This is a genomic window from Niallia sp. HCP3S3_B10 (genome assembly GCF_052064465.1).
Taxonomy (GTDB): Bacteria; Bacillota; Bacilli; order Bacillales; family Cytobacillaceae; genus Niallia; species Niallia hominis.
In genome coordinates this window covers 1-25,733 of sequence record NZ_JBQHVO010000023.1, presented here as the reverse complement: position 1 = coordinate 25,733, position 25,733 = coordinate 1, and the positions used below count along the sequence as shown (strand labels likewise).

The 25,733-nt window shown below is 35.4% G+C and carries 21 protein-coding genes and 1 riboswitch; of the genes, 17 read left to right on the top strand and 4 right to left on the bottom strand.

Features of this window, described 5'->3' with window-relative positions; all coding sequences use genetic code 11:
• Window positions 1–11 precede the first annotated feature (11 nt).
• The 13 genes from pheT to ACTNDN_RS11660 all read left to right on the top strand — a co-directional run bounded on the left by pheT (window position 12) and on the right by ACTNDN_RS11660 (window position 18,214).
• Window positions 12–2,426, top strand: a complete 2,415-nt coding sequence (gene pheT / locus ACTNDN_RS11720) for a phenylalanine--tRNA ligase subunit beta (protein ID WP_031534800.1) — start codon at window positions 12–14, stop codon at window positions 2,424–2,426.
• Window positions 2,427–2,602: 176 nt separating this feature from the next.
• Window positions 2,603–2,863 (top strand): cell division protein ZapA, encoded by a 261-nt coding sequence (gene zapA / locus ACTNDN_RS11715; RefSeq protein ID WP_031534798.1) that lies wholly within the window; start codon window positions 2,603–2,605, stop codon window positions 2,861–2,863.
• 8 nt (window positions 2,864–2,871) lie between these two features.
• On the top strand, window positions 2,872–3,414 hold the full coding sequence (locus tag ACTNDN_RS11710; RefSeq protein WP_031534796.1) for a CvpA family protein: 543 nt from the start codon (window positions 2,872–2,874) through the stop codon (window positions 3,412–3,414).
• A 161-nt stretch (window positions 3,415–3,575) separates the two neighbouring features.
• Window positions 3,576–5,291 (top strand): DNA polymerase/3'-5' exonuclease PolX, encoded by a 1,716-nt coding sequence (gene polX, locus ACTNDN_RS11705; RefSeq protein WP_031534795.1) that lies wholly within the window; start codon window positions 3,576–3,578, stop codon window positions 5,289–5,291.
• Window positions 5,292–5,361: 70 nt separating this feature from the next.
• Window positions 5,362–7,713: an endonuclease MutS2 gene (locus ACTNDN_RS11700; RefSeq protein ID WP_031534793.1), complete on the top strand. Its 2,352-nt coding sequence runs from the start codon at window positions 5,362–5,364 to the stop codon at window positions 7,711–7,713.
• Between the two features lie 37 nt (window positions 7,714–7,750).
• Window positions 7,751–8,158, top strand: a complete 408-nt coding sequence (locus ACTNDN_RS11695) for a DUF350 domain-containing protein (RefSeq protein WP_031534791.1) — start codon at window positions 7,751–7,753, stop codon at window positions 8,156–8,158.
• Window positions 8,159–8,329: 171 nt separating this feature from the next.
• Window positions 8,330–10,009, top strand: coding sequence for a long-chain-fatty-acid--CoA ligase (locus ACTNDN_RS11690; protein WP_031534790.1), 1,680 nt, complete (start codon window positions 8,330–8,332; stop codon window positions 10,007–10,009).
• Window positions 10,002–10,757 (top strand): electron transfer flavoprotein subunit beta/FixA family protein, encoded by a 756-nt coding sequence (locus tag ACTNDN_RS11685; protein ID WP_081836536.1) that lies wholly within the window; start codon window positions 10,002–10,004, stop codon window positions 10,755–10,757. Before ACTNDN_RS11690 ends, ACTNDN_RS11685 begins: the two co-directional genes overlap by 8 nt.
• Window positions 10,758–10,772: 15 nt before the next feature.
• Entirely contained in the window at window positions 10,773–11,753 is a 981-nt protein-coding gene (locus tag ACTNDN_RS11680) for an electron transfer flavoprotein subunit alpha/FixB family protein (RefSeq protein ID WP_031534786.1), read from the top strand.
• Window positions 11,754–11,869: 116 nt separating this feature from the next.
• Window positions 11,870–12,184, top strand: a complete 315-nt coding sequence (trxA, locus tag ACTNDN_RS11675) for a thioredoxin (protein ID WP_235247860.1) — start codon at window positions 11,870–11,872, stop codon at window positions 12,182–12,184.
• 438 nt (window positions 12,185–12,622) lie between these two features.
• Complete coding sequence (gene uvrC, locus ACTNDN_RS11670) at window positions 12,623–14,395, top strand: excinuclease ABC subunit UvrC (RefSeq protein ID WP_031534782.1); 1,773 nt, start codon at window positions 12,623–12,625, stop codon at window positions 14,393–14,395.
• A gap of 61 nt (window positions 14,396–14,456) precedes the next feature.
• Window positions 14,457–14,639: riboswitch (Lysine riboswitch) on the top strand.
• 176 nt (window positions 14,640–14,815) lie between these two features.
• Window positions 14,816–16,045, top strand: coding sequence for an aspartate kinase (locus ACTNDN_RS11665; protein ID WP_031534780.1), 1,230 nt, complete (start codon window positions 14,816–14,818; stop codon window positions 16,043–16,045).
• A gap of 156 nt (window positions 16,046–16,201) precedes the next feature.
• The gene (locus tag ACTNDN_RS11660; RefSeq protein WP_251629473.1) at window positions 16,202–18,214 is read left to right on the top strand and encodes a methyl-accepting chemotaxis protein; all 2,013 of its coding nucleotides are present in this window, start codon (window positions 16,202–16,204) and stop codon (window positions 18,212–18,214) included.
• Window positions 18,215–18,275: 61 nt separating this feature from the next.
• Here ACTNDN_RS11660 and ACTNDN_RS11655 read toward each other — a convergent pair whose 3' ends face one another.
• Window positions 18,276–18,740 carry a YslB family protein gene (locus ACTNDN_RS11655; RefSeq protein WP_031534776.1) on the bottom strand — a complete coding sequence of 155 codons (465 nt, stop codon included), beginning with the start codon at window positions 18,738–18,740 and terminating at the stop codon, window positions 18,276–18,278.
• Between the two features lie 668 nt (window positions 18,741–19,408).
• On the opposite strand from ACTNDN_RS11655, the gene ACTNDN_RS11650 reads away from it, so the two are divergent.
• Genes ACTNDN_RS11650 through sdhB form a run of 3 tightly spaced genes read left to right on the top strand, consistent with a single transcriptional unit; the run spans window position 19,409 to window position 22,587 of the window.
• Complete coding sequence (locus tag ACTNDN_RS11650) at window positions 19,409–20,017, top strand: succinate dehydrogenase cytochrome b558 subunit (RefSeq protein WP_031534774.1); 609 nt, start codon at window positions 19,409–19,411, stop codon at window positions 20,015–20,017.
• Window positions 20,018–20,063: 46 nt separating this feature from the next.
• A complete protein-coding gene (sdhA, locus tag ACTNDN_RS11645) occupies window positions 20,064–21,827 on the top strand; it encodes a succinate dehydrogenase flavoprotein subunit (protein ID WP_235247858.1) in 1,764 nt (587 codons plus the stop codon).
• A 1-nt stretch (window position 21,828) separates the two neighbouring features.
• A complete protein-coding gene (sdhB, locus tag ACTNDN_RS11640; protein ID WP_031534770.1) occupies window positions 21,829–22,587 on the top strand; it encodes a succinate dehydrogenase iron-sulfur subunit in 759 nt (252 codons plus the stop codon).
• A 32-nt stretch (window positions 22,588–22,619) separates the two neighbouring features.
• Here the strand turns inward: sdhB and ACTNDN_RS11635 are convergent, their stop codons facing one another.
• Together ACTNDN_RS11635 and ACTNDN_RS11630 are read right to left on the bottom strand one after the other, a co-directional pair.
• Window positions 22,620–23,759 carry a 7-cyano-7-deazaguanine synthase gene (locus tag ACTNDN_RS11635; protein ID WP_235247855.1) on the bottom strand — a complete coding sequence of 380 codons (1,140 nt, stop codon included), beginning with the start codon at window positions 23,757–23,759 and terminating at the stop codon, window positions 22,620–22,622.
• A 135-nt stretch (window positions 23,760–23,894) separates the two neighbouring features.
• Window positions 23,895–24,080, bottom strand: a complete 186-nt coding sequence (locus tag ACTNDN_RS11630; RefSeq protein ID WP_441131275.1) for a hypothetical protein — start codon at window positions 24,078–24,080, stop codon at window positions 23,895–23,897.
• Window positions 24,081–24,411: 331 nt separating this feature from the next.
• Between ACTNDN_RS11630 and gerE the strand changes: the two genes are divergently transcribed.
• Window positions 24,412–24,636, top strand: a complete 225-nt coding sequence (gene gerE, locus ACTNDN_RS11625) for a spore germination transcription factor GerE (RefSeq protein ID WP_016201768.1) — start codon at window positions 24,412–24,414, stop codon at window positions 24,634–24,636.
• A gap of 235 nt (window positions 24,637–24,871) precedes the next feature.
• On the opposite strand, the gene ACTNDN_RS11620 is transcribed toward gerE, so the two are convergent.
• A complete protein-coding gene (locus tag ACTNDN_RS11620; protein ID WP_441131274.1) occupies window positions 24,872–25,228 on the bottom strand; it encodes a hypothetical protein in 357 nt (118 codons plus the stop codon).
• Window positions 25,229–25,733 lie beyond the last annotated feature (505 nt).

Below are 25,733 nucleotides of genomic sequence, written 5' to 3'. Positions count from 1 at the left end.
GAGGAGAAAAAATGTTAGTATCCTATAATTGGTTAAATGAATATGTAGATTTGAATGGTATTAATCCCGATGAATTAGCGGAAAAGATAACGAAAAGCGGGATTGAAGTGGAAGGTGTTGAAATTCTTGATGAAGGGATTAAAAATGTTGTTATCGGTTATGTTGTAGAGCGTGAACAACACCCAAATGCAGACAAATTGAATAAATGCTTAGTAGATGTAGGTGAAGGGGATCCAATTCAAATTATTTGTGGAGCGCCTAACGTTGATAAGGGACAAAAAGTTGCTGTCGCGAAAGTAGGAGCAGTACTTCCTGGGAACTTTAAGATTAAAAAGGCAAAACTTCGCGGTGAAGAATCAAATGGAATGATCTGTTCTTTACAAGAACTTGGAATTGAAGGGAAAATGGTTGCAAAAGATTATGCGCAAGGTATTTTTGTTTTTCCAAGCGATGTGGAAGTTGGAAAAAATGCCCTAGAATACTTACAACGAAATGATGCTGTCTTAGAACTAGGGTTAACTCCAAACCGTGCTGATTGCTTAAGCATGCTTGGTGTAGCGTATGAAGTTGCAGCAATCTTAGGAAAAGATGTTAAATTACCTGATACTGCATATCCAACTATTAACGAGAAAGCATCTGATTATATTCAAGTATCTGTCGAAGAAAATGGAGATACACCATTATATACAGCAAGAGTAATTAAGAATATTAAAATCGCTCCATCACCATTATGGATGCAAGGAAAATTAATGGCAGCAGGAATTCGTCCACATAACAATGTAATAGATATTACAAACTATATTTTATTAGAATATGGTCAGCCGTTGCATGCTTTTGATTATGATAAAATAGGATCAAAAGAAATTCTAGTAAGAAAAGCCCAAAGTGGAGAAAAAATTACGACGCTTGATGAAGCAGAAAGAACGTTATCAGCAGACAATTTACTAATCACGAATGGAAAAGAAGGAATTGCTGTTGCTGGAGTAATGGGTGGCGCTAATTCTGAAGTGCAATCTAATACAACCACTGTGTTATTAGAATCTGCTTATTTTGACAGTAAAGTCATTCGCAGATCATCAAAAGTGATTGGGTTAAGAAGTGAAGCAAGTGCTAGATATGAAAAAGGGATTGATCCAAATCGAGTGCGCATAGCTGCAGATAGAGCATGTCAATTATTGCATTTATATGCAAGCGGAGAGGTGCTTGAAGGAGAAGTAGCGGTTGATACATTAACAGCTGAACCAAAAGTTGTTTCCATTACGCTAACTAAAATTAATCAAACCCTTGGAACTTCTTTAGAGTCAAATGCAGTTACTGCTATTTTTGACAGTCTACAATTTACAACACAAGTTATGGGAGATACGTTCACAGTAACGGTTCCAACGAGAAGAAATGATATTGTCATTGAGGCAGATTTAATCGAGGAAGTTGCCCGTCTGTATGGGTATGATAATTTACCGAAAACATTGCCTATTGGCGCATCTACACCGGGTACCTTAACTTCTTATCAGAAGAAGCGTCGTATGGCTCGCAGATATTTGGAATCAGCTGGTTTATATCAAGCGATTACGTATTCATTAACAAATGAAGCGAAAGTCCATAGCTTTGCTTTAGAAAAAAGAAATCCAATTAAACTTGCAATGCCAATGAGTGAGGAACGTGCATTATTACGTCAAAGTATCGTACCACAGCTTTTAGAAGTACTAAAATACAATGCAGCAAGACAAAATGAGAGCAGTGCCGTTTATGAAACAGGAGTTGTTTTCCTAGCGAATGAAAATCAGGAACTTCCAGAAGAAAAAGAACATTTAGCTGGAGCTGTGACGGGAATATGGAGCACTCATCCATGGCAGGGAGAAAAGAAAGCTGTTGATTTCTTTGTTGTAAAAGGTGTATTAGAAGGTCTGTTCCAAAAGTTAGGTGTATCGGAGAAAATTACTTTTACAAGAGCGGAAATGGAAGGAATGCATCCAGGAAGAACGGCTGAAATCGAATTTAATGGAGACGTTATTGGGTTTGTTGGTCAAGTTCATCCACAAATGCAAAAGGAATTAGATTTAAAAGAAACGTATTGCTTTGAACTAGACTTAAGCAAATTATTTGCAGTAGAAATAGAAGCTTTACACTATACTTCTATTCCTCGCTTCCCTTATGTAACAAGAGATATAGCGCTTGTTGTGGATAAACAAATTCTAGCAGGAAATCTTCAAGGAATCATCCGAGATGCCGGTGGGAAATTATTGAAAGATGTCCAAGTGTTTGATTTATATGAGGGAGAAAAAATGGAAGAAGGCAAAAAGTCAATTGCATTCTCCTTAACTTATTTCGATCCAGAACAAACATTAACAGATGAAATGATCAGTAAAGTTCACGAAAAAGTACTTGCAGCTGTGGAAGAACAAGCAGGAGCTACTTTAAGAGGCTAACGAAATAGTAAAAAGCATCCCATCGTTCTATTTTGGGATGCTTTTTTTCTTGATGGAAATAGTAATTCTTTCCCCTTATAACAAGTCTTGAGATAGAATCTATTCGAATGACTTCCCTAGCAAGAATAGTTCATGATATGATAGAAACTAGGATTCTTTAGAATGGAGGCATGGGCGTGTCAAATACCCCTAAAAATCGTACAAATGTTGATATATACGGAACACCATATACAATAATAGGGGAAGAACCTTCTAGTCATGTTAGACTGGTTGCCTCCATAGTAGATAAAAAAATGCGTGAAATTCATGTCATGAATCCCTCACTTGATTTAAATAAACTAGCAGTCCTTACTGCTGTTAATATAGTAAATGACTATGTAAAGCTAGAAGATCGAGTGAAAGAACTGGAAGAAGAATTAAAAAGAGAAAAGGACTGACAATGTTCATGTTGGATATTATTTTGGTTATATTGCTGCTTTTTGGTCTTTTAAGAGGACTAAAAAGAGGATTTATTATGCAAATTATACACTTAACAGGATTTATTGTTGCGTTTATTGTTGCTAATAAATATTACATACCACTATCGCAAAAATTAACACTATGGATTCCCTATCCAAATACAGGAGAAAGCAGTTTTCTACATTCTTTTATTCAGACTGCGAATATAGAAGATGTTTTTTACAGAGGATTCTCCTTTATTGTGATATTTTTTGTCGTGAAAATTATTTGGCAAATTCTTGGTAGTATGATAGATTTTGTTGCTAGTATTCCAATTTTAAAACAGTTAAATACATGGGCTGGTGCTGTATTAGGATTTATCGAAACGTATTTGCTATTATTCCTTCTATTATATATTTCTATTTTAATCCCAATTGATTTTATACAAGCTCAATTAAACGAATCCTCTGTAGCAGCTTGGATGATAGAAAATACTCCTTATTTTTCAGAGAAAATTAAAGATTTATGGTTCGACTATATCGCTTCATAGAAATTAGGAAACTCTTCTAGCTTTGTATGTAGCTAGTGGAGTTTTTTGTGTGGTTAGCAATTACGAACATCATTATTGAAATATTGAAGTTCATGGTATGATATGTAGTGTAGGCAGAATTTAGAAAATAGAAGATTTATTATATCCATGTAGGTGATGAAATGACAATAACAAACAAAGATATTATTCGATTATTAGAGCAAATAGCGATATATATGGAGCTTAAAGGAGAAAATCCTTTTAAAATTTCAGCTTTTCGAAAAGCTGCAAATACAATAGAAACAAGTGAATACAATTTAACCGAGATAACAGATTTAACACAGTTGCCTGGCATCGGCAAGGGAACAGCGGCTGTTATAGAAGAATATATAAAAGAAGGAAAGTCTTCCGTATTGCAAGAATTGAAAGACGAAGTTCCGAAAGGGTTAATTCCTTTGCTACAGCTACCAGGTCTTGGTGGGAAGAAGATAGCGAGATTATATAAAGAGCTATCTGTTGAAAATGCTGATGATTTAAAAAATGCCTGTTTAGAAGGAAAAGTTCAAGCGTTAAAGGGATTTGGAAAAAAGACAGAGGAAAAAATACTAGAATCTCTGCAAAATGTTGGATCAAGACCAGATCGATTACCGATTGCCTTTATGATCCCAATTGCTGTTTCGATTGAAGAGGCATTATCGAAAATGGAGGGGGTTGTCCGCTATTCAAGAGCAGGAAGCTTAAGAAGAGTGAGAGAGACCATTAAAGATTTAGATTTTATTATTGCAACAGAGAATCCTGAACAAGTGAAAACACAGTTGCTTCAGCTTTCCTCTATTAAAGAGGTAATTGGAGCAGGTGCAACAAAAGTAAGTATTGTTCTTGGACTCGATTACGACGTCTCTATAGACTTTCGTTTAGTAAAGCCAAATGAATTTGCAACAACGCTACATCATTTCACCGGTTCAAAGGAACATAATGTGCGAATGAGACAGCTAGCAAAGGAACGTGGAGAAAAGATAAGCGAATATGGTGTGGAGAATAATGAAACAGGAGAAATTAAAACCTTCGAATCAGAAGAAGCTTTCTATCATTATTTCGGACTACCATTCATTCCTCCTGAAATAAGAGAAGATGGAAAAGAAGTAGACAACTATTCAGATCAAAGTGAGCTCATTTCCTTGGAAGATATTAAAGGTGATTTGCATATGCACACAACAGCAAGTGATGGTGCACATACATTAGAGGAAATGGTAGAAGCGAACCGTCATTTAGGCTATCAATATATGGCGATAACGGACCATTCCCAATATTTAAAGGTAGCAAATGGATTAACACCAGAAAGAGTACGCAAGCAAATACAAGAAATTAAAAGACTTAATGCAAAGTATGATGATATCACTATTTTAGCTGGGGCGGAAATGGATATTCTTCCTGATGGGACTTTAGATTATGAGGAAGATTTATTGAAAGAATTAGATATTGTTATTGCTTCCATTCATTCTGCGTTTTCCCAATCGAAGGAAAAGATTATGACTCGTTTAAAAGCAGCCATGGAAAATAAGTATGTCGATATCATTGCACACCCAACTGGTAGAAAAATTGGGAAAAGGGATGGATATGCTGTCGATATGGACATGCTTATTCAATTAGCAAAAGAAACGAACACTGTTTTGGAGCTAAATAGTAATCCGAACCGTTTAGATTTAAATGCTACGTATATTAAAATGGCGCAGGATGCTGGCGTGAAGATTGTTATTAATACAGATGCCCATTATAAGCATGAGCTTCATAATATGGCAATAGGTGTTTCCACAGCAAAAAAAGGCTGGATTAAAAAATCGACGGTCCTAAATGCGATGACAAAGGAAGAACTATTGGAATTTTTGTATAAAGGCTAATATATAAGCAAATAGAGAATACTTACAAACATCATTAACCCATAAGCGGGATAGCAAAGGAGATTACTCCATGCAGGAAAGAGTATTAAAAACGTTAGAATTTGATAAAATAAAAGCGCAATTAATGGAGCATGTTTCTTCCTCTTTAGGCAGAAATAAAGTAGAAGAACTAATTCCATCAACGGATTACAATGAGGTAGTAAGATGGCAAGAAGAAACAGATGAAGCGGCTAAAGTATACCGAATGCGGGGAACAATTCCTCTTGATGGGATTTATGATATCGGTGCCCATGTGAAAAGGTCTTCTATCGGTGGAATGCTGAGTCCTATCGAATTAAATCATGTTGCAAGTACTGTTCATACTAGTAGACAAATGAAACGTTTCATTGAAGAATTTCATGAAGAAGAAGCTGTGCCTATTCTTTTTACCTTAACAGATAGTATCACGGTATTAGCCGAATTAGAAGAAGAAATAAAGATGGCGATTGATGAACAGGGTTCGGTTCTAGACAGTGCAAGTGATACACTCAGAACGTTGAGAAATCAATTGCGTAGAAACGAAGCAAAGGTACGGGAGAAGCTAGAAAGTATGATTCGTTCCTCAAATGCCCAAAAGATGCTTTCAGACAGTATTATTACAATAAGAAATGATCGCTATGTTATTCCAGTTAAACAAGAATATAGAGGGAATTATGGTGGAATTGTTCATGATCAAAGTGCTTCAGGGCAAACTTTGTTTATTGAACCACAGTCTGTAGTTACCTTAAATAATGAGTTGCAAGGAATTCGAGTCAAGGAACAGCAAGAGATAGACCGTATTTTGACCCAATTGACGGCACTTGTTGCGCAAAATGAAGAGGAATTATTGCATATTGTTACGGTATTAGCTGACATTGATTTTATGTTTGCAAAAGCCAAATACGCTCACCGCTTAAAAGCATCGAAACCAAAAATCAACGATGAGGGAAAAATTGTACTTCTTAAGGCTAAGCATCCACTTATACCACCAGAAGTTGTTGTAGCAAATGACATTGTCCTTGGAGATACGTATAAATCGATTGTGATAACAGGGCCAAATACAGGTGGTAAAACGGTAACCTTAAAAACGGTAGGACTATGTACGTTAATGGCGCAGGCAGGACTCCAAATTCCAGTTTTAGATGGTTCTGAAATGGGTGTATTTAAATCCGTTTATGCAGATATTGGAGATGAACAATCTATTGAACAATCATTGAGTACTTTCTCCTCCCATATGGTAAATATCGTAGGCATACTTGAAAAGGTGGACCATGAGAGCCTTGTTTTATTCGACGAGTTAGGAGCAGGAACAGATCCGCAAGAAGGGGCAGCACTTGCTATCTCTATTCTTGATGAAGTAAATAAAAGAGGTGCAAGGGTTATCGCAACAACTCACTATCCAGAGCTAAAGGCATACGGATATAACAGAGAAAGTGTTGTGAATGCGAGTGTAGAATTTGATATTGAAACACTAAGCCCAACCTATCGATTACTAATCGGCGTACCAGGTAGAAGTAATGCCTTTGAGATTAGTAAACGACTAGGTTTAAAAGAAGATGTTATTGAAACGGCTCGTTCACATGTTAGTGAAGACAGTAATAAAATTGAGAATATGATTGCTTCTTTAGAAGAAAGCCGTAGACAGGCTGAACGGGAGCATGAAGATGCTAAAGATTTATTAAAGCAAGCAGAAATGCTTCATCGTGATTTACAGAAACAGGTAATGGAATATTACGAAAAGAAAGAAACACTGCAGGAAAAAGCGAAAAAAGAAGCAAAGGAAATTATGGAAGAAGCAAAGAAAGAAGCAGAAGCTGTAATTGGTGATTTAAGAAAAATGCAGCTTGAAAAACGTGCTGAAATTAAGGAGCATGAATTAATTGATGCTAGAAAACGTTTAGAGGATGCAACGCCACAAATAGAAATAAAAAAACAACAAGCAGCAGCCAATACAAACCATGTTTATCAGCCAGGAGATGAAGTAAAGGTCCTTACCTTTAATCAAAAGGGACAATTACTAGAAAAGGTTTCAGATAAGGAATGGCAAGTTCAAATTGGCATTATGAAAATGAAAGTGAAAGAAAAGGATCTTGAATTCATAAAAGCACCAAAGGTAGTGGAAACAAAACCGCTTGCTACAATAAAAGGAAGAGATTATCATGTGAGCTTGGAATTAGATTTGCGTGGCGAAAGATTCGAGAATGCTTTAGCAAGAGTAGAAAAATATATTGATGATAGTCTCCTTGCTGGCTATCCTCGTGTCTCGATTATTCATGGAAAAGGAACAGGTGCACTTCGCTCAGGTGTTCAAGAGTATTTAAAAAATCATAGAGCGGTGAAGAGAATTCGTTTTGGGGAAGCAGGAGAAGGTGGAAGCGGCGTAACTGTAGTGGAATTTAAATAATCCCTTCTTTTAAAGAAAATGGTAGAGGAGAAACCTTATGGATCAATTTTGGGAAAATGAATATGTAAAAACGGCAGGAGATTATAGTGTTGTTATTTTAAGCCTAGTTGTATTTTTGGCTATTTTTGAACTCGTCACAAAATATAATAATTGGGATGAAATCAAAAATGGCAATATTGCTGTTGCTATGGCTACAGGCGGCAAAATATTCGGTATTGCAAATGTATTTAGACATTCGATTATGCATAATGACTCTTTATTGACAATGATAGTATGGGGTGTGTATGGATTTATACTATTACTAATCGGCTATTTCATTTTTGAATTTTTAACACCAAAATTTAAGATTGATGAAGAAATAAAAAATGATAATCGAGCTGTAGGGTTTATTTCCATGATTATATCCATCGGTTTATCTTTCGTTATAGGAGCAGGCATTTCTTAATAATGACCAAATTAAAGGGGCTTTCACTTAGTGATGGTCCCTTTTACTTGGTTCCAGCAATATAAGCCTATTTTTTCTATTCGATTAAAAGTAGGCTTATACATAATCCAATTAAAGTATTCTTCCATATAATAAGCTAGTACAATAATAGAATTAAATGGAGGAATTGTGTTGGAAACTGAGAAAAGATGGTTAAAACTTTACCCCGACCAAATAGCCAAAAATGTCTACTATCGGGCAGATACTCTCCCACAATTATTAGAAAATGCCGCAAAAGAGTATGCAAAGCATAAAGCCATTCATTTTATGGGAAAAGAAATGACTTTTAAAACACTATACAAAAAAACATTAAAATTAGCAGCATATCTACAAAATTTAGGGATAGAAAAAGGGGATAGGGTTGCTGTAATGCTTCCAAATATTCCTCAAACAGTTATTAGCTTTTATGCGATTTTGCAGGCGGGAGCTATTGTAGTTCCGGTAAATCCTTTGTATCAAGAAAGAGAAATAGAATTTATATTGAAAGATTCAGGTGCGAAAGCAGTTATTACATTAGATATGCTTTATAACAGAGTGGAGAAAGTGAAGGAGCAAACAGATTTAGAACATATCATTGTAACTTCTATTAAAGATTACCTTCCATTTCCAAAAAATATTGTCTATCCTTTCGTGCAAGCAAAAAAGCAGGGAAAGCCTCCAATTATTCCATCATCAAAATCCACTCATCTTTTTACCCAAACAATAAAGAAGAACTATAAGCTTAAAGAAGTATCGATTAGTTTTGAAAAAGATATAGCAATCCTGCAATATACAGGAGGTACGACAGGATTTCCTAAAGGAGTTATTCTAACCCACCAAAATTTAGTTTCAAATACCTCTATGTGTAGACAATGGCTATATAAGATGGAAAAAGGCAAGGAAATCATGCTTGCAGTAATGCCATTATTCCATGTGTATGGTCTTATGACAGTCCTTGTTTTATCTGTGATGGAAGTGTATAAGATGATTCTTGTTCCAAGATTTGACGCAACAGATCTATTAAAAACAATCCAAAAACAAAAAGCGACTATCTTTCCAGGCGCACCTACTATTTATATTGGATTAATGAATCATCCAGATATTAAGAAATACGATCTTTCTTCCATTAAAGGAGCGATAAGTGGATCTGCTCCATTACCAGTCGAGGTTATCGAAAAATTTGAGCAAAAGACAGGTGGAAAGATTGTAGAGGGATATGGATTAACAGAAACATCTCCCGTTACCCATGTGAATTTCCTTTGGGACAATGAAATAGTGAAAGGAAGCATTGGTGTGCCATGGCCTGGAACAGATGCTGCAATTTTTTCCATAGAAACAGGAGAAATGTTACCAGTAGGTGAAGTTGGAGAACTTGGTATTAAGGGACCACAAGTAATGAAAGGCTATTGGAATAATGAAGAAGAAACCGAGAAAGTTTTAAAAGATGGCTGGTTATTAACAGGTGATATCGCATATATGGATGAAAAAGGTTATTTTTATATCGTCGATCGAAAAAAGGATATTATCATTGCCAGTGGATTTAATATTTATCCACGTGAAATTGAAGAAGTCTTGTATGAACATCCAGCTATTATGGAAGCATCAGTTGTTGGTGTAAAAGATCCTTATAGAGGAGAAACGGTTAAAGCATTTGTCGTTTTACAAGAAGGCATGACCGTGACGGAAGAAGAATTGAATAAATATATGCGCAGCAAGCTGGCGTCGTTTAAAGTTCCTCGCATCTATGAATTTAGGAAAGAACTTCCAAAAACGGCAATTGGTAAAATATTGAGAAGACAATTAAAGGAAGAAAGTGAAGAAATAAATGAGTAATAAAGCATTGCATCTAGTTGTCTTATTATCGAGGACCATTTCACCTGAAGCATCTTTAGTGCTTGATTCTGGACAAGTTTTTGTGGAAGACGATAACTTCATCATCAACCCGCCAGATGCAATTAGTTTAGAAGAAGCATTGCAATTTAAAGAGAAATATAATACCGAAATTACAGTGTTAATGATAAGCGGAAAAGAAGGGGAGAAACAACTAAGAGCTGCTTTAGCTATGGGAGCAGATCGGGCTGTTTTAATAGAATGTCACCCATCAGAAGATGAAGCGCCATCCATAGCTAAAAAAATCGCTGAATATTTGCGAGAGATTGACTTTGACATCATCTTAGCAGGAGATTTTTCTACAGATGGAGCAACTAGTCAAGTAGGACCTCGAGTTGCTGCCTTATTAGATATTCCCTTTTTTACCAAAACAGTCAAAATCGAAAAAGAGGAAGAAAGCGCCATATTAAAACGAAACACGGATGGGGACATAGAAACATTTTGTGTTGCTTTTCCTTTCTTAGTCACCATTCCACAAGGATTACATGTTCCACGTCTGCCCTCACTTGCTGGAATTATGAAGGCAAAAAAGAAACCCTTAGTGTATAAGCAGTCAGAAGAAATGGCATTAAAAGAAAAATCGAAACAGTACGCATACCCTAAAATGAAACGAAAGCAGACAATCTTTCAAGGAGAAACACAAGAAAAGGTAATGGCGTTAGCAAAATTGTTAAAGTCATTACATGAATAAGTGGAGGAATTAATAATGAAAGATAAAATTATTATTTTGGGCGAATATCAACAAGATAAAATTTCCTCCATCACCCTTGAGTGTATTTCAGCTGCAAAGCAACTACAAGGGGAGGCGGAGATTATCCTTTTATTAATGGGAGAAGATAGAAAAAAAGATGCTTGCGAATTGCAACAATATGATGTTGATCAAATTGTTTTAGTGGAGCATCCTTTGCTTTCTAGATTCTCAAATGAACCTTATGCTAAAGCACTTTTATCCGTATGGGACCAACTTAATCCTGCTATCCTTCTGTGGGGACACACAGATATAGGCAAAGCCATTTCTCCCTATTTAAGTGAAAAATTAGATATTCCTTTGTATTCGAATGTAGAGAGCGTTGAATATAATGAAAAAAGGTTATTCTTAACTCGACCTGTTTACTCTGGAAAATTAATAGAGAAAATAGAAGTAAATACGCCCACTTTTTTTCTAACAATTAAGCCGAAAAAGTGGAAAGCTTCACAGAAGAAGTTAGAAAGGAATTGTACGATTCGTTCCTTAAAAGTAAAAATTGATAAATCTATTCCGACTTTAATTGGACTAGAACAAAAAAAGCAGCAGACGCTTAATTTGGAGGATGCAAAGATTATTGTTGGTGCGGGTAGGGGAATTCAGAATGAAGAAGGGTTTGCTCTGATTAATCAATTAGCAAAAACTATTGGTGGAACGGTTGGTGTATCAAGAGGAGCTGTAGAATTAGGTGTATGTGATGCATCAATGCAACTTGGTCAAACAGGTAAAACTGTAGCTCCTGATCTTTATATTGCTTGCGGTATTTCCGGAGCCATCCAACATTTAGTGGGTGTTACATCAGCCAAAACAATCATAGCCATTAACAAAGATCCTCATGCGCCTATTTTTGAAGTAGCCGATTATGCAATTGTAGGAGACCTCTTTGAAATAATCCCTGCCTTAATGAAAGAATGGGACAATCCAACAATCGAAATATCTTGAATGTATTATCAAGTTATAGGGGAAAATGATATTTGAAACATATTATTAGTATCATTCTTGAAAGCATGGTATACTTTCGATATTGTTAGATTATCAAATAAGGAGGCAAATAATAAATGGCAATTACACATGCAACAGATCAAACTTTCCAAGAAGAAACAGGTTCAGGTGTAGTACTAGTAGATTTCTGGGCTCCATGGTGTGGACCTTGTAAAATGATTGCTCCTGTTCTAGAAGAACTAGATGGAGAAATCGGAGAAAGTGTAAAAATCGTAAAAGTAGATGTAGATGAAAACCAAGGGTCAGCATCTAAATTTGGCGTAATGAGCATTCCAACATTACTAGTTCTTAAAGATGGTGAAGTTGTAGATAAAGTAGTAGGTTTTCAACCTAAAGAAGCTCTTTCAGAATTATTATCTAAACATGTTTAATAAAGAATTTAATCTTCTTTGAAGAGGAAATAACTGTAGACACACTCAGAAAATGAGGAAGTGTTTACAGTTTTTTTATTGGTGGAACGAAGGATGAATGTAGAGATGTTTCTGTAAATGGTGGGTTCTGGGGAGGGATAAAGACCACAAGTAAGAGGAAAAGCAAGAAAAGAGGCGTTCATAGAAGGAATGAAAACCACAAATAATAGGAAAAACAAATAAGTGGCATTCATCGAGGAAATATCTCAACCAATAATTAATTTATCAAAAAGGCAAAACCCATCCAATCCCATCCAATCCGAATCCAAAAATAAAACCGTTCTCATAAAATATTTCCATCCTATACTTTTTCCTTGATGATTCGATGAAATTCTCTATAATTAGAGAAGATAGTATATATGTTCGTTTGTTTAGGTTTGCATGCTGGGAGGGAAAACATTGAACGATATCATTAAAAATAAATTAATGATCTTACCTGATCAGCCTGGTTGTTATTTAATGAAGGACCGACAAGGCACGATTATTTATGTTGGAAAAGCAAAAGTGCTGAAAAATCGGGTTCGTTCCTATTTTACAGGCTCTCACGATGGAAAGACATTAAGACTAGTCAATGAAATAGAAGATTTTGAATATATCATAACCTCTTCCAATATCGAAGCGCTTATTTTAGAAATAAATCTGATTAAAAAGCATGATCCAAAATACAATATTATGTTGAAGGATGATAAAAGCTATCCGTTTATCAAATTAACGGCAGAAAAACATCCAAGACTCATTACAACGCGAAATGTAAAGAAGGATAAAGGAAAGTATTTCGGTCCATATCCGAATGTACAAGCGGCTAATGAGACGAAGAAGCTTCTTGATCGAATCTATCCTTTACGGAAGTGTAATGTATTACCAGATAGAGTATGTTTATATTACCATTTGGGGCAATGTCTGGCTCCATGTGTGAATGAGGTTAGTGAGCAGGAATATAAGAAAATGACGGATGATATTACAAAATTCCTAAATGGTGGGTACAAAGAAATAAAAAAAGACTTGTCCGAAAAAATGATGGCAGCATCAGGAGAATTAGATTTTGAACGCGCGAAGGAATATCGCGATCAAATTGCCCATATTGAAGCAACAATGGAAAAGCAGAAAATGATGATGACGGATTTAGTGGACAGAGATATTTTTGGCTATTCCTATGACAAAGGTTGGATGTGTGTTCAAGTATTTTTTGTTCGGCAAGGGAAACTAATTGAACGAGATGTTAGTATGTTCCCTATTTATCAAGAGCCGGAAGAGGAAATGTTGACTTATCTAGGACAATTTTATGATAAAGCCAATCATTTTAAGCCAAAGGAAATTTATCTTCCAGACGATATACAAGGGGATATTGTTGAACAGTTATTAAAGGTAAAAGTAACAAAGCCACAAAGGGGACAAAAAAAGGAACTTGTTTTATTGGCAAATAAAAATGCGAAAAATGCCTTAAAAGAAAAGTTTGCCTTAATCGAAAGAGACGAAGAGCGGACAATAAAAGCGGTTGAAAACCTAGGGAAGCAAATCGGTATATATACTCCGCTCCGAATTGAAGCTTTTGATAATAGTAATATTCAAGGGACAAATCCTGTGTCTGCAATGATTGTATTTATCGATGGAAAACCGTCGAAACGAGAATACCGCAAATATAAAATTAAGACAGTAACAGGTCCAGATGACTACGAATCGATGCGTGAAGTAGTTCGTAGAAGGTATCAACGAGTTTTAAAAGAAGGATTGCCACTGCCAGACTTACTTTTAATTGATGGAGGCAAGGGACACTTAGAGGCAGTTAGAGAGGTTCTGCTAGACGAATTGAGCTTAGATATTCCAGTTGCGGGATTAGTGAAAGACGACAAGCACCGTACCTCACAGCTGCTATATGGAAATCCCTTAGAGATTATTCCACTGGAGCGAAATAGTCAGGAATTCTATTTATTGCAGAGAATCCAAGATGAAGTTCACCGTTTTGCGATTACGTTTCATCGTCAATTAAGAGGGAAAAATGCTTTTCAATCTATATTAGACGATATTCCTGGCATTGGGGAGAAACGTAGAAAATTATTGTTAAAGACTTTTGGTTCAGTCAAGAAAATGAAAGAAGCCTCGATGGAAGAGTTCTTAGAAATTGGAATACCAACAAATGTGGCGGAACAGCTACTTGCTAAATTACAAGAATAGAAAATAATGTTTGTTGGAATGAAAACATTATGCTATAATGATGGCAACTTATAACTTAATAAGTGAAGGTAGAGGTGCGAACTTCAATAGTAATAATTCGGAGAAGAATGAGCTTCAGAGAAGAATTATGAAAGGGATAGATCGCCGAAGTAAAGAAAGCTCTCATGGCTTTTTTTACTGGTTTTGCATTGAATAAATGTAAGATTGTCAAAACAAGGAACTGTTTTGGAGAGCTATCTCACTGTTTGTGCGAATTAATACTATTATTGGCCTGCACAGCAATGAGATATTTCTCATTGCTTTTTTTAATCCGTTTTTTCTGGAATTTAAAATTATTGGAAAAGAAAAGGAAATACATAAATAAAAAGCAATGAGAAAGAAAAAGAAACCTCTAAGATTACAAGAAGGTAGGGAATGACTTTGGGTTTAGTTGTACAAAAGTTCGGTGGAACATCAGTAGGTAGTGCTGAAAGAATACTACATGTAGCAGAAAGAGTAATGGAGGAAAAAAATCGAGGCAATGATGTAGTTGTTGTTGTTTCTGCAATGGGGAAAACAACAGATTCCCTTGTGACGCTAGCAAATGAAATAAATCCAAAGCCGTCCAAACGGGAAATGGATGTATTACTATCAACTGGAGAGCAGATTACAATTAGCCTTCTTAGCATGGCGTTACAGGCAAAAGGCGTTGACGCTATTTCTTATACTGGTTGGCAAGCAGGAATAGAAACAGAGGACGTTCATGGCAATGCTAGAATCTTAAACATGCAAACAGAAAAAGTTCAAAAGCAAATTCAAGATGGTAAAGTGGTTATTGTCGCAGGATTTCAAGGAGTTACAGAAGCTGGTGATATTACCACACTTGGTCGCGGTGGTTCTGATACAACAGCAGTTGCTATTGCAGCAGCGCTAAAAGCGGATAAATGTGACATTTATACAGACGTAACCGGTGTTTTCACAACAGATCCTCGGTTTGTTAAAAATGCTAGAAAGCTATTAGCTATTTCCTACGATGAAATGTTAGAATTAGCGAATTTAGGGGCAGGGGTTCTGCATCCAAGAGCGGTAGAATATGCAAAAAACTATCAGGTTCCATTAGTGGTCCGCTCCAGTATGGAACAAGAAGAAGGAACAATCATCGAGGAGGAAGTTTCAATGGAACAAAATTTAGTCGTACGTGGAGTTGCGTTTGAAGATAATATTACGAGTGTTACGGTATTTGGATTAAAAAATCCGTTAACAAGTCTTTCTACTATTTTCACAACACTTGCATCTCATCATATAAATGTAGATATTATTATCCAAAGTCTTACTAATGATCAGCTGACAAACCTATCATTTTCCATTAAAGATAGTGATTTAGAAGAAACCTTAAAAGTATTAGAAGAAAATAAGAGTGTACTAGGATATGATAAAGTTACTTCTGAACAAGGCTTAGCCAAGGTATCTATTGTTGGTTCTGGAATGATTTCCAATCCAGGTGTTGCAGCAGATATGTTTAAAGTATTATCAGCTGAAGAAATTGTTATTAAAATGGTGAGCACATCAGAAATTAAAGTTTCCACTGTTATCGAAAAAGAGAATATGGTTAAAGCAGTAGAAACATTGCATGATGCGTTTGAATTAAGTAAAATTCCAGTGAATGCATAAAAACAAAAAGCCGCTTCTTTCCAAAAGCTTGGATTAGGGAGCGGCTTTTTAGTTTGATTTTCAAAAATGGAAAATAGAAAATTTTGTTATGAAAACGCTTAATATATATGGTAAGATATTAAAAGAGGAATATTTTACTATAAAGGAGGTTCTGCTATGAAGAAAATGAGTTGGAATAGGGTAAAAAGAACTAAGGGGAAGATCAAAACAAGATTTAAATTGAAGTTGAAAACCAAAATGATTATTTCTTTTGCACTAATATTAATTATTCCAAGTTTAATTATTAGCACGTTTTCATATATAAAAGCGAGAAATGAAATGGAAAATCAATTTTTAAATACTTCGTCTGAAAACGTAAAAATAGTCGACAATATTATTAGGAATACATTAGGCACCAGTATCTATCAAACGGTGATTTATTCGGAAAAAGTTAATTTTGATGAATCAGAAGAAAGTTATTCGACGGTAAAGACAGAATTTGATAAATACATGGAAATGAATCCAGAAATTGAGAGCGTTTTCTTTGGTTCTAAAGAAGGAACAATCATCCAATCTCCGAATAGTATTCAAGGAAAAGGCTATGATCCAAGGAAAGATGCATGGTACACAAACGGGATGGAGAAAGAGGGGGTTGTTTACGTTTCTAGTCCCTATACTTCGATTGCTACAGGCAGTTTAGTTGTGGCTGTTTCTAAACAGACGGAGGATAAAAAAGGTGTAGTAGGAATGGAAGTTAGCTTAGAGCGAATAAAAAGCTTGGTTTCAGATGTAAAAATAGGTGATAAAGGCTATATCATCATTTTAAATCAAGATAAAAAATATATTGTACATCCAAAGGAAGAAGCCGGTACAGCTGCTGAACAGACAGTGTTTAATCAAATGTTCGACAAAAATGAGGGAAGCATCGATCTAGCCGATGGAGAAAATAACTATATTCTGCAATATATAACGAATGAAACAGTAGGCTGGAAAATCACTGGTGTTGTAGATAAGTCAGAAATTAATGATATGACTTTTCCTATTTTGTATCAAACTGTTCTAGTAATTGTAGTGTCGTTATTAGTAAGCGGATTCTTTGTATTCTTGCTCATTAATTCCTTTATTAGACCATTAAATAACTTGAAGGAAACAGCAATAAAAATGAGTGAGGGGAACTTAACAGAGAAAGTAGACATTTATAGAGAGGATGAAATAGGCCAAGTAGCTCACGCGTTTAAAAATATGGCAAAAAATCTACATAGTATCATTAAAGATGTAAACGAAAAATCGGAACATATTGCCGCTTCGTCTGAGCAATTGCTTGCAAGCTCTGATCAAACAGCATCTGCATCTGAATATGTAGCTGGAGCATTGGAGGAAGTTTCAAGTAAGGCCGAAATACAGAAGGATAATTTAATGGAAAATTCTAATGCATTAAAGGAAATAGAGAATCATGTTAATAAAGTTGCCGAAAATGCAAAAATTGTTTCCACATTGACAAATGAGACAGTCATTCAGGCACAAGAAGGAGAGAATACGGTAAACAATACGCTGAGCCAGATGAATGAAATATATCATTCCGTTGAAGCATCGAATCAGCAAATTCATTCCTTACAAGAACACTCGCAAAGAATAGAATCTATTGTAGAGACTATTAGTGGAATAGCTAACCAAACAAATTTGCTTGCCTTAAATGCAGCAATAGAAGCTGCAAGAGCAGGTGAGCATGGAAAAGGATTTGCCGTAGTTGCGACAGAAGTTGGAAAACTTGCCAAGCAGTCAGAACAATCTGCGCAAGAAATTGCCGATATTATTACTAACATCTTGACGAATACAAAAACAACTGTTGACGGGATGGAAACAGTTACAAAAAGTGTTCAAAAGGGAATACTGGCATCCGAGCAAACTTTTGAAGCCTTTAGTGGCATTATTCATCGTGTAAAAAACATTTCACCACAGATGACGGAAGTTGCTAATCTGTCTAATCAAATAGCAGAGCAGGTACAAATGGTAAGTATATCAGCAAATGAATTATTAACCATTTCAAGCGAGAATGCAGCTTATTCTGAGGAAATGGCAAGCTCAACCGAAGAACAATTAGCTGCAATGCAAGAAATAAAAGCAGCAGCCAGCTCATTATCAGATGTAGCAGTCGAACTCCAAGAAAAAATAAATGCATTCATCATTTAAAAAACTCCATATGACGTAAGGAACTGATAGAAAATTCCTTACGTCATACGGAGTCATCTCATTATTCCACTACTGAATCTTTACTATCCCATCGAACAGTAATGGTAACTTTATGATTTTTTCTTTTTGGGTCTTCAAAGGCTTCAGTAATAACATTTTTTGTCTGCTCATATTGCTGAGCTAAATATCCTGCTTCTAGTTGAAATGTGCATTTCCCTTTTTCCTTTAATCTTTTTTCAATGAGTTCGCTGGATAAATGATAGGTAATTTCATTTTTGGTTTGTTTCACGACTTCTAAATTACCCCATCCGACTTTTTGAAAAAAAGCATAAGCTTCTTCTATTGCCTGTAAAGGAAATAAGCGAGCAATACGTTTACCTGCCCAATATAAAAGATCAGGGGTTTCACGGCCTAATAATTCTGGGATAAGTATTTCTCGAATTAATTCATATCCATATGCGGGAACAGTAAGCGGATCAGCAGCTTCCACCTGTTTTTTTTCTTCTACGGATGTTAAATTACTCAATATGCTCTCCTCTTTCTACCATTCTATTATATTCACTTACTTAGAAGAAGTAATCTCCTTAAAAAGTCATCATATTAAGTCATGAAGGATTATTCCATACAATAATTAATGATGTAAAAAAGTATGGATTCCAATAAAATAGAATAAAATATATTGTCTAAATAGTATACTGTATAAACGAAAAAAAATCATAAGAAAAGAGAATGATTTTTTAATTTAGCAATGCCAAACACTCTTGAAAGCTCATTTAGTAGGTTATAACTTTTTCATAAAAGTTGCGAACAGCAGGGAATCAAATTCCTGTAAGAAAGGAGGAAAGGGGAGAAAAAGCAGGTAAAACAAGAAGTTGCAGTCCCCAAACCAATATCAAAATATTAGGTTGCTGTAATCAAAATTTGTATTAAAAATATTTTCTAAATGGCTTTGTTGTTGATTCTATTATTTGATTTGCATATTAAATTTATGCGAATAATAGAAAGGAGGAAATTTTTACTTTTTTTCACATATAGATAGAAAAAAAGCGAAAGAAAATTTATTTAATGTATCCGTTTTCTTGACCGCATTTTTTTTTAAGAGTACAATTAAATTGTCACTAAATTGTAAGAATTTTTGGTTATGTTATCGCTTTATGGGCAAAGGGAGTATGTCATCAATTAGGGGGGAATTTTATGGCAGCAAATCGAGAGTTTTTATTCAGAAGGCTTCACTCTTTATTAGGGGTAATTCCCGTAGGGGTATTTTTAATCCAACATTTAGTTGTCAATCATTTTGCAACTAACGGTCCAGAATCTTTTAATAAGGCAGCTGGATTTATGGAGCATTTGCCTTTTCGGTATTTTCTTGAAATTTTTGTAATATTTTTACCGATATTGTATCATGCAATTTATGGAATCTATATTGCGTTTACAGCCAAAAATAATACAAAAAATTATGGATACTTTCGAAATTGGATGTTCTATATCCAAAGGGTGACAGGGATTATCACATTAATATTTATCGTTTGGCATGTATGGGAAACAAGAGTGGCTGCACAATTAGGGCAAGAAGTAAATTATGAGATGATGAGTGAAAATTTAGCTAATCCATGGATGTTAGTATTCTATTTAGTAGGAGTTATCTCAACAATTTTCCACTTCTCTAATGGATTATGGTCCTTCTGTGTTAGTTGGGGTATTACGGTTTCTCCTAAATCGCAACGAATTAATACATATGTAACACTAGGAATTTTTGTTGCATTAACAATTGTAGGTGTACGAGCAATTTTTGCATTTGTTTAATAATAGTAGATTAATAGAGCAATAGATGAGGGAGTGAACGTTTGTTATGAAGAAAGGGAAAGTTATCATCGTTGGCGGTGGCTTGGCAGGATTAATGGCAGCAATCAAAGTAGCAGAAACAGGGACTCCTTTAGAACTGTTTTCCCTTGTGCCTGTAAAAAGATCACATTCCGTTTGTGCTCAAGGTGGAATAAATGGAGCGGTAAATACGAAGGGGGAAGGAGATTCTCCTTGGGAACATTTTGACGATACAGTGTACGGTGGGGACTTCTTAGCAAACCAACCGCCAGTTAAAGCAATGGCTGAAGCTGCGCCAGGAATTATCCATTTGATGGATAGAATGGGTGTTATGTTTAACCGGACACCAGAAGGATTACTTGACTTCCGTCGTTTTGGAGGAACTCAATATCATCGAACAGCCTTTGCCGGAGCAACAACTGGACAACAGTTACTTTATGCATTAGATGAACAAGTAAGACGTTATGAAGTCGATGGGCTTGTGGTAAAGTATGAAGGTTGGGAATTCCTTGGAATTATCACAGATGATGAAGGGGTATGCAGAGGAATTAAAGCCCAAGATTTAAAGACAATGGAGATTAAATCCTTCCCTGCAGATGCTGTTATTATGGCAACAGGAGGTCCTGGAATTATTTTCGGAAAATCTACGAACTCCATTATCAATACTGGTTCAGCAGCATCTGTTGTTTATCAGCAAGGAGCTTATTATGCAAATGGTGAATTTATCCAAATTCATCCAACTGCAATTCCAGGTGATGATAAACTCCGTTTAATGAGTGAATCAGCTCGTGGGGAAGGCGGCCGTATCTGGACGTATAAAGATGGGAAACCATGGTATTTCTTAGAAGAGAAGTATCCAGCTTATGGAAACCTTGTGCCAAGGGATATCGCAACCCGCGAAATTTTCCATGTTTGTGTCGATCAAAAGCTCGGCATCAATGGGGAAAACATGGTGTATTTAGATCTATCTCATAAAAATCCAAAAGAGCTTGATATTAAGCTAGGCGGCATTATCGAGATTTACGAAAAATTCACTGGCGAAGATCCACGTAAGCTTCCGATGAAAATTTTCCCTGCAGTTCATTACTCCATGGGTGGATTATGGGTGGATTATGATCAAATGACGAATATCCCAGGCCTATTTGCTGCAGGAGAATGTGATTATTCTCAGCATGGAGCCAACCGTTTGGGAGCAAATAGCTTACTTTCGGCAATTTATGGCGGCATGGTAGTAGGTCCAAATGCGGTTAAATATATCAGTGGATTAAGCAAAAGCGCAGAAGATTTATCATCTGCTCTATATGATTCAGCTATGAAACAAGAAGAATCCAAATGGCAGGATATCATGAAAATGGATGGAACAGAAAATGCCTATGTTCTTCATAAGGAATTAGGAGAATGGATGACTGACAATGTGACAGTTGTTCGTTACAACGATAAGTTGCTTGCAACAGATGATAAGATTCAAGAGCTATTAGAGCGTTATAAAAATATTAATATTAATGACACGGCAAAATGGTCGAATCAAGGAGGCGTATTTACTCGTCAATTAGAGAATATGCTTCAGCTAGCACGTGTGATTACCCTTGGTGCATACAACCGAAATGAGAGCCGTGGAGCACATTATAAGCCGGAATTCCCGGAAAGAAATGATGAAGATTTCTTAAAAACAACAATGGCTAAATTTGTTGGTGGAAACAAGGCGCCAGATTTCCATTATCAAGAAGTGGATACCTCCTTAATCAAACCGAGAAAAAGAGATTATTCAAAGCAAAAAGAGGGAGTGAAATAAAATGGGGGAGCAAAAAACAGTAACGTTACAAATTGAAAGACAAGATGACCCTAATTCACCATCTTATGTAGAAGAATTTACTTTGCCGTATCGTCCTAATATGAATATAATTTCTGCATTAATGGAGATTCGCAGAAATCCTGTCACAAGCGACGGGAAAAAAACATCTCCAGTAGCTTGGGATATGAACTGTTTAGAAGAAGTTTGCGGAGCTTGTTCAATGGTTATTAATGGAAAACCACGCCAATCCTGTACGGCGCTAATTGATCAATTGGAACAGCCGGTTCGTTTAGAACCAATGAGAACATTCCCAGTCGTCCGTGATCTTCAAGTGGATCGCAGCCGAATGTTTGATAGCTTGAAGAAAGTAAAAGCATGGATCCCGATTGATGGTACGTATGATCTTGGACCAGGCCCAAGAATGCCAGAAAAAAAACGACAATGGGCATATGAGTTATCGAAATGTATGACTTGCGGAGTTTGCTTAGAGGCATGTCCAAACGTAAATAGCAAATCAGATTTCATTGGACCAGCGCCACTTTCTCAAGTTCGTCTTTTCAATTCTCATCCAACTGGAGAAATGAATAAAGAAGAGAGATTGCAAGAAATTATGGGAGATGGTGGACTAGCTAATTGTGGTAACTCACAAAACTGTGTGCAGTCCTGTCCAAAAGGAATTCCATTGACTACATCGATTGCAGCATTAAACCGTGAAGCAACTTTTCAAGCGTTTAAGGATTTCTTTGGTAGTGATCATTAATCAAAAAGACCACCAATTTTGGTGGTCTTTCTTTACGTTTGATACTTTGTCATATATTGATAATAAGCATTGGCAAATTCCTTTGCTATATATTGTTCTTCTAAAGATAGCGTAGGTAATTTGTTTTCCAAATAAGAGCAGATACTTTCCATTTGTTGAATACTTTCCAAAAAAATTGTCCGATCTCCGTCGTTTTCTATATCTGATATTTTTTGCTCATAATCATAGTGATAGAACGTATCATACACTTCGCTATTGCATGAGGATAAAGCTATTTTTCTTTGCAGGCAAGAAAGACATATTCCACACGGAAGAATAGCTCCATTTCTACTCATTCGTACACAGCTTATCGTGTTCTTAATTTGGATTTTATACTCTTTAGGCAAATCAAGCATGAGAGACTGAACAGATTTCAAAAGTATAGGAGTTTGAATTTGCAAATGAAGATCCAAACCAGCATAAATATCATTTAAATGTTTAAATGTATTCGGATGCATTGATTTTTTCCATATATTAAAACCATTTGAAGGATCTGGATTCATTTTACTCAGTTGGAAAACATATACATACTTCCCACCGTTGAAAAATGTTTTTACAGCAGCAATCGAAACCAGTAGACAGAGGCTAACTGATGATTGTTGCTTTCTAATTTTCTTGGAAATCGCTGAATTTAAGGTAATAATCTCAGTAGAATCTGTTCCTTTACTCCTCAGGAAGGAGGCTAGTTTCCCTTGCTTTGATTTTTCATTTTCCTTATTTACTAGTCTAATATAATCGGAGGCAGTAGAAGACTTTGCATTTTGCGCAACACCAATGATGGAATCTAAATCATCTAAAAACAAGGTTACATCATGCTGATTAGGCAGTAAAAACGAAGGTGAAAGAAGATCAGTATCGATTGGTTGGAATTGAAGATGAAGAGGTTCATCCAATATCCAAGCTATTAGTTTTTCTAGTAGTGGTCTGTTTTCTTCCCAAAGGATTGCATGGAATACTGGAATAATTAATCTATTATCCTTTTTTGCTTTTTTTGATTGGTGTTCAAAATAAAATAAGGCTCCCATTATGGTAACGATGTCAATACAACTAGTACCTTCTCCTTCATAATCAAAATATGTATCCTGAAGTAGCTCCTGATGTAATTTAGTCAAGAATTCAATGTTTAAGTCCATTATTATCACCAAAACTTAGAGATTTACAAGTGCAATTTTCTTTCCATTATACCATTAATTTTTTAGGAAGTTTATTATGACTCCTTTTCCTCGGAATGTTTGGCCATAATGCTGGAGATTGCATCTCCATTAAGCTTATTGAATGCTGATAAACCCTTTTATTTTCAGATTATACATATAAGTATAAGCAACATCTTTTTCATCATGGAAAATGACAATCGCATGAAATCCAAACATGGCGTAGTGAACCTCGATTTTTTTTATAGCCTTTTGCTTGTAATGTCTTATATTGTAAAGATGATTTTCAACAGCTCTTTTCACTTGTTCCTTATTATTGGAAAAACTGTTTGTAGCCTAGATGGAAGCACTTAGAATAAAAATGACTATAACGGAAATTACGAACTGATATGCTTTTTTCATTCATTGCCTCCTTGGTTTAAATACGGAAATATATACTAATTATACAATGGAATTCTTTTCTAAATACATAATAAAAAGAGGGAATGGAAAAGAAAAAATTAAAAAGGCAAAAACCTTTCCCAATTTCCATAAATCCAGTCACTCCAAGGTGTCATTTTACATAATATATTCAGACTATAACTATACCCATCCCAAAGTTCATAGCTGGCAAAGGCAAGGAGGGTTACACTACTTGAAGGAGAATGAATTTACTCACAAGCCATTATTAACCAAAAGAGAAAGAGAAGTATTTGAACTGCTAGTCCAAGACAAAACGACTAAGGAAATCGCCAGTGATTTATTCATAAGCGAAAAAACAGTTCGAAATCATATTTCTAATGCTATGCAGAAGCTGGGCGTGAAGGGGCGTTCACAGGCTGTTGTAGAGCTTCTAAGAATGGGAGAATTAGAGCTTTAATGTAGAAAGGTGACTCGCTAAATAGACAAAACCAAACGTAATCTTTCCTTTAAAATTAAAAGAAAAGATTGGGGATGTCTTATTTGGGTCACCTTTCGAATTAGTATAAGAATGATTCAATGATTTAGTAAATATCTTAAAAAGAAAAGTAAGTCTAAATTCAAACAATGCATAATCAAACATCTGCACCTCTTGGTAAGATACTAAATGTATCATCTAGGAAGTGCTTTTTTATCTATTTTTCTTTATTTAACATTCCGTTTTCTTGTAAAATTTCCACTAGCTCGGAATAAGGGACAGTTGAAGCATAGATGGCTTGATTTAGTGGCATGAACATTTCTTTGTTATCTATACTGTATACTAGTTTTGGTCTAATAACGGCATTACCTTTAGTTTGGTTAATATTTAGATTTATAGTAAATCTGTTCTCTTTCATTTTGTATAAAACATCCTGTGAAATTCCAGTTACTATATTTATTCTAGGATTATTTATTTCTATATCTTTAATTAGGATACTTGAGTCGCTTATATTATGAAGGTTAGTTGAATATTCAAAATTATTGTTATAATTATCTGTCCAATTCTCTAACAAAGTCCCACCCTTAATTTCAAGAAAACTATTGTTTAGTTGTTCTTCTTGTATTTCAAAGTTCCACTTTCCTAAAGTTTGGTTATATTCATTTTCTTCTGTAGTAATTGTTAATCTTAAATCATCTAAATTATGTTGACCCTCTTTTTCAGGAATTAGAGTAATATCAAGAATATATTGGTCAAAGTCTTTGAATTTATTTTTAGGGGTTAGCTCTAAATCTTTTACTTCTCCAATATGAAAGTTTTCTAATTTAATATTAGAGGATTTTAGCTCTGAATCAAAATCATATACGGGAATCTGGATTTTTACTTCCTCATTTTTATTTGCAAAGATATAGCTATCCCAAAAAGAATAAATAAGTATACCTTTTACGGATGAGAAGTTAAAGTCTTCTTCTTCACTTTGGTTAGCTTTCGGTGTTTGTCAACATAGTTGTCGCATTTAGTTACTTTAGTGTTGTGTTCAGTCAAGGCTACCGCGCTACGCTTGCTGGCCTGATGATTTG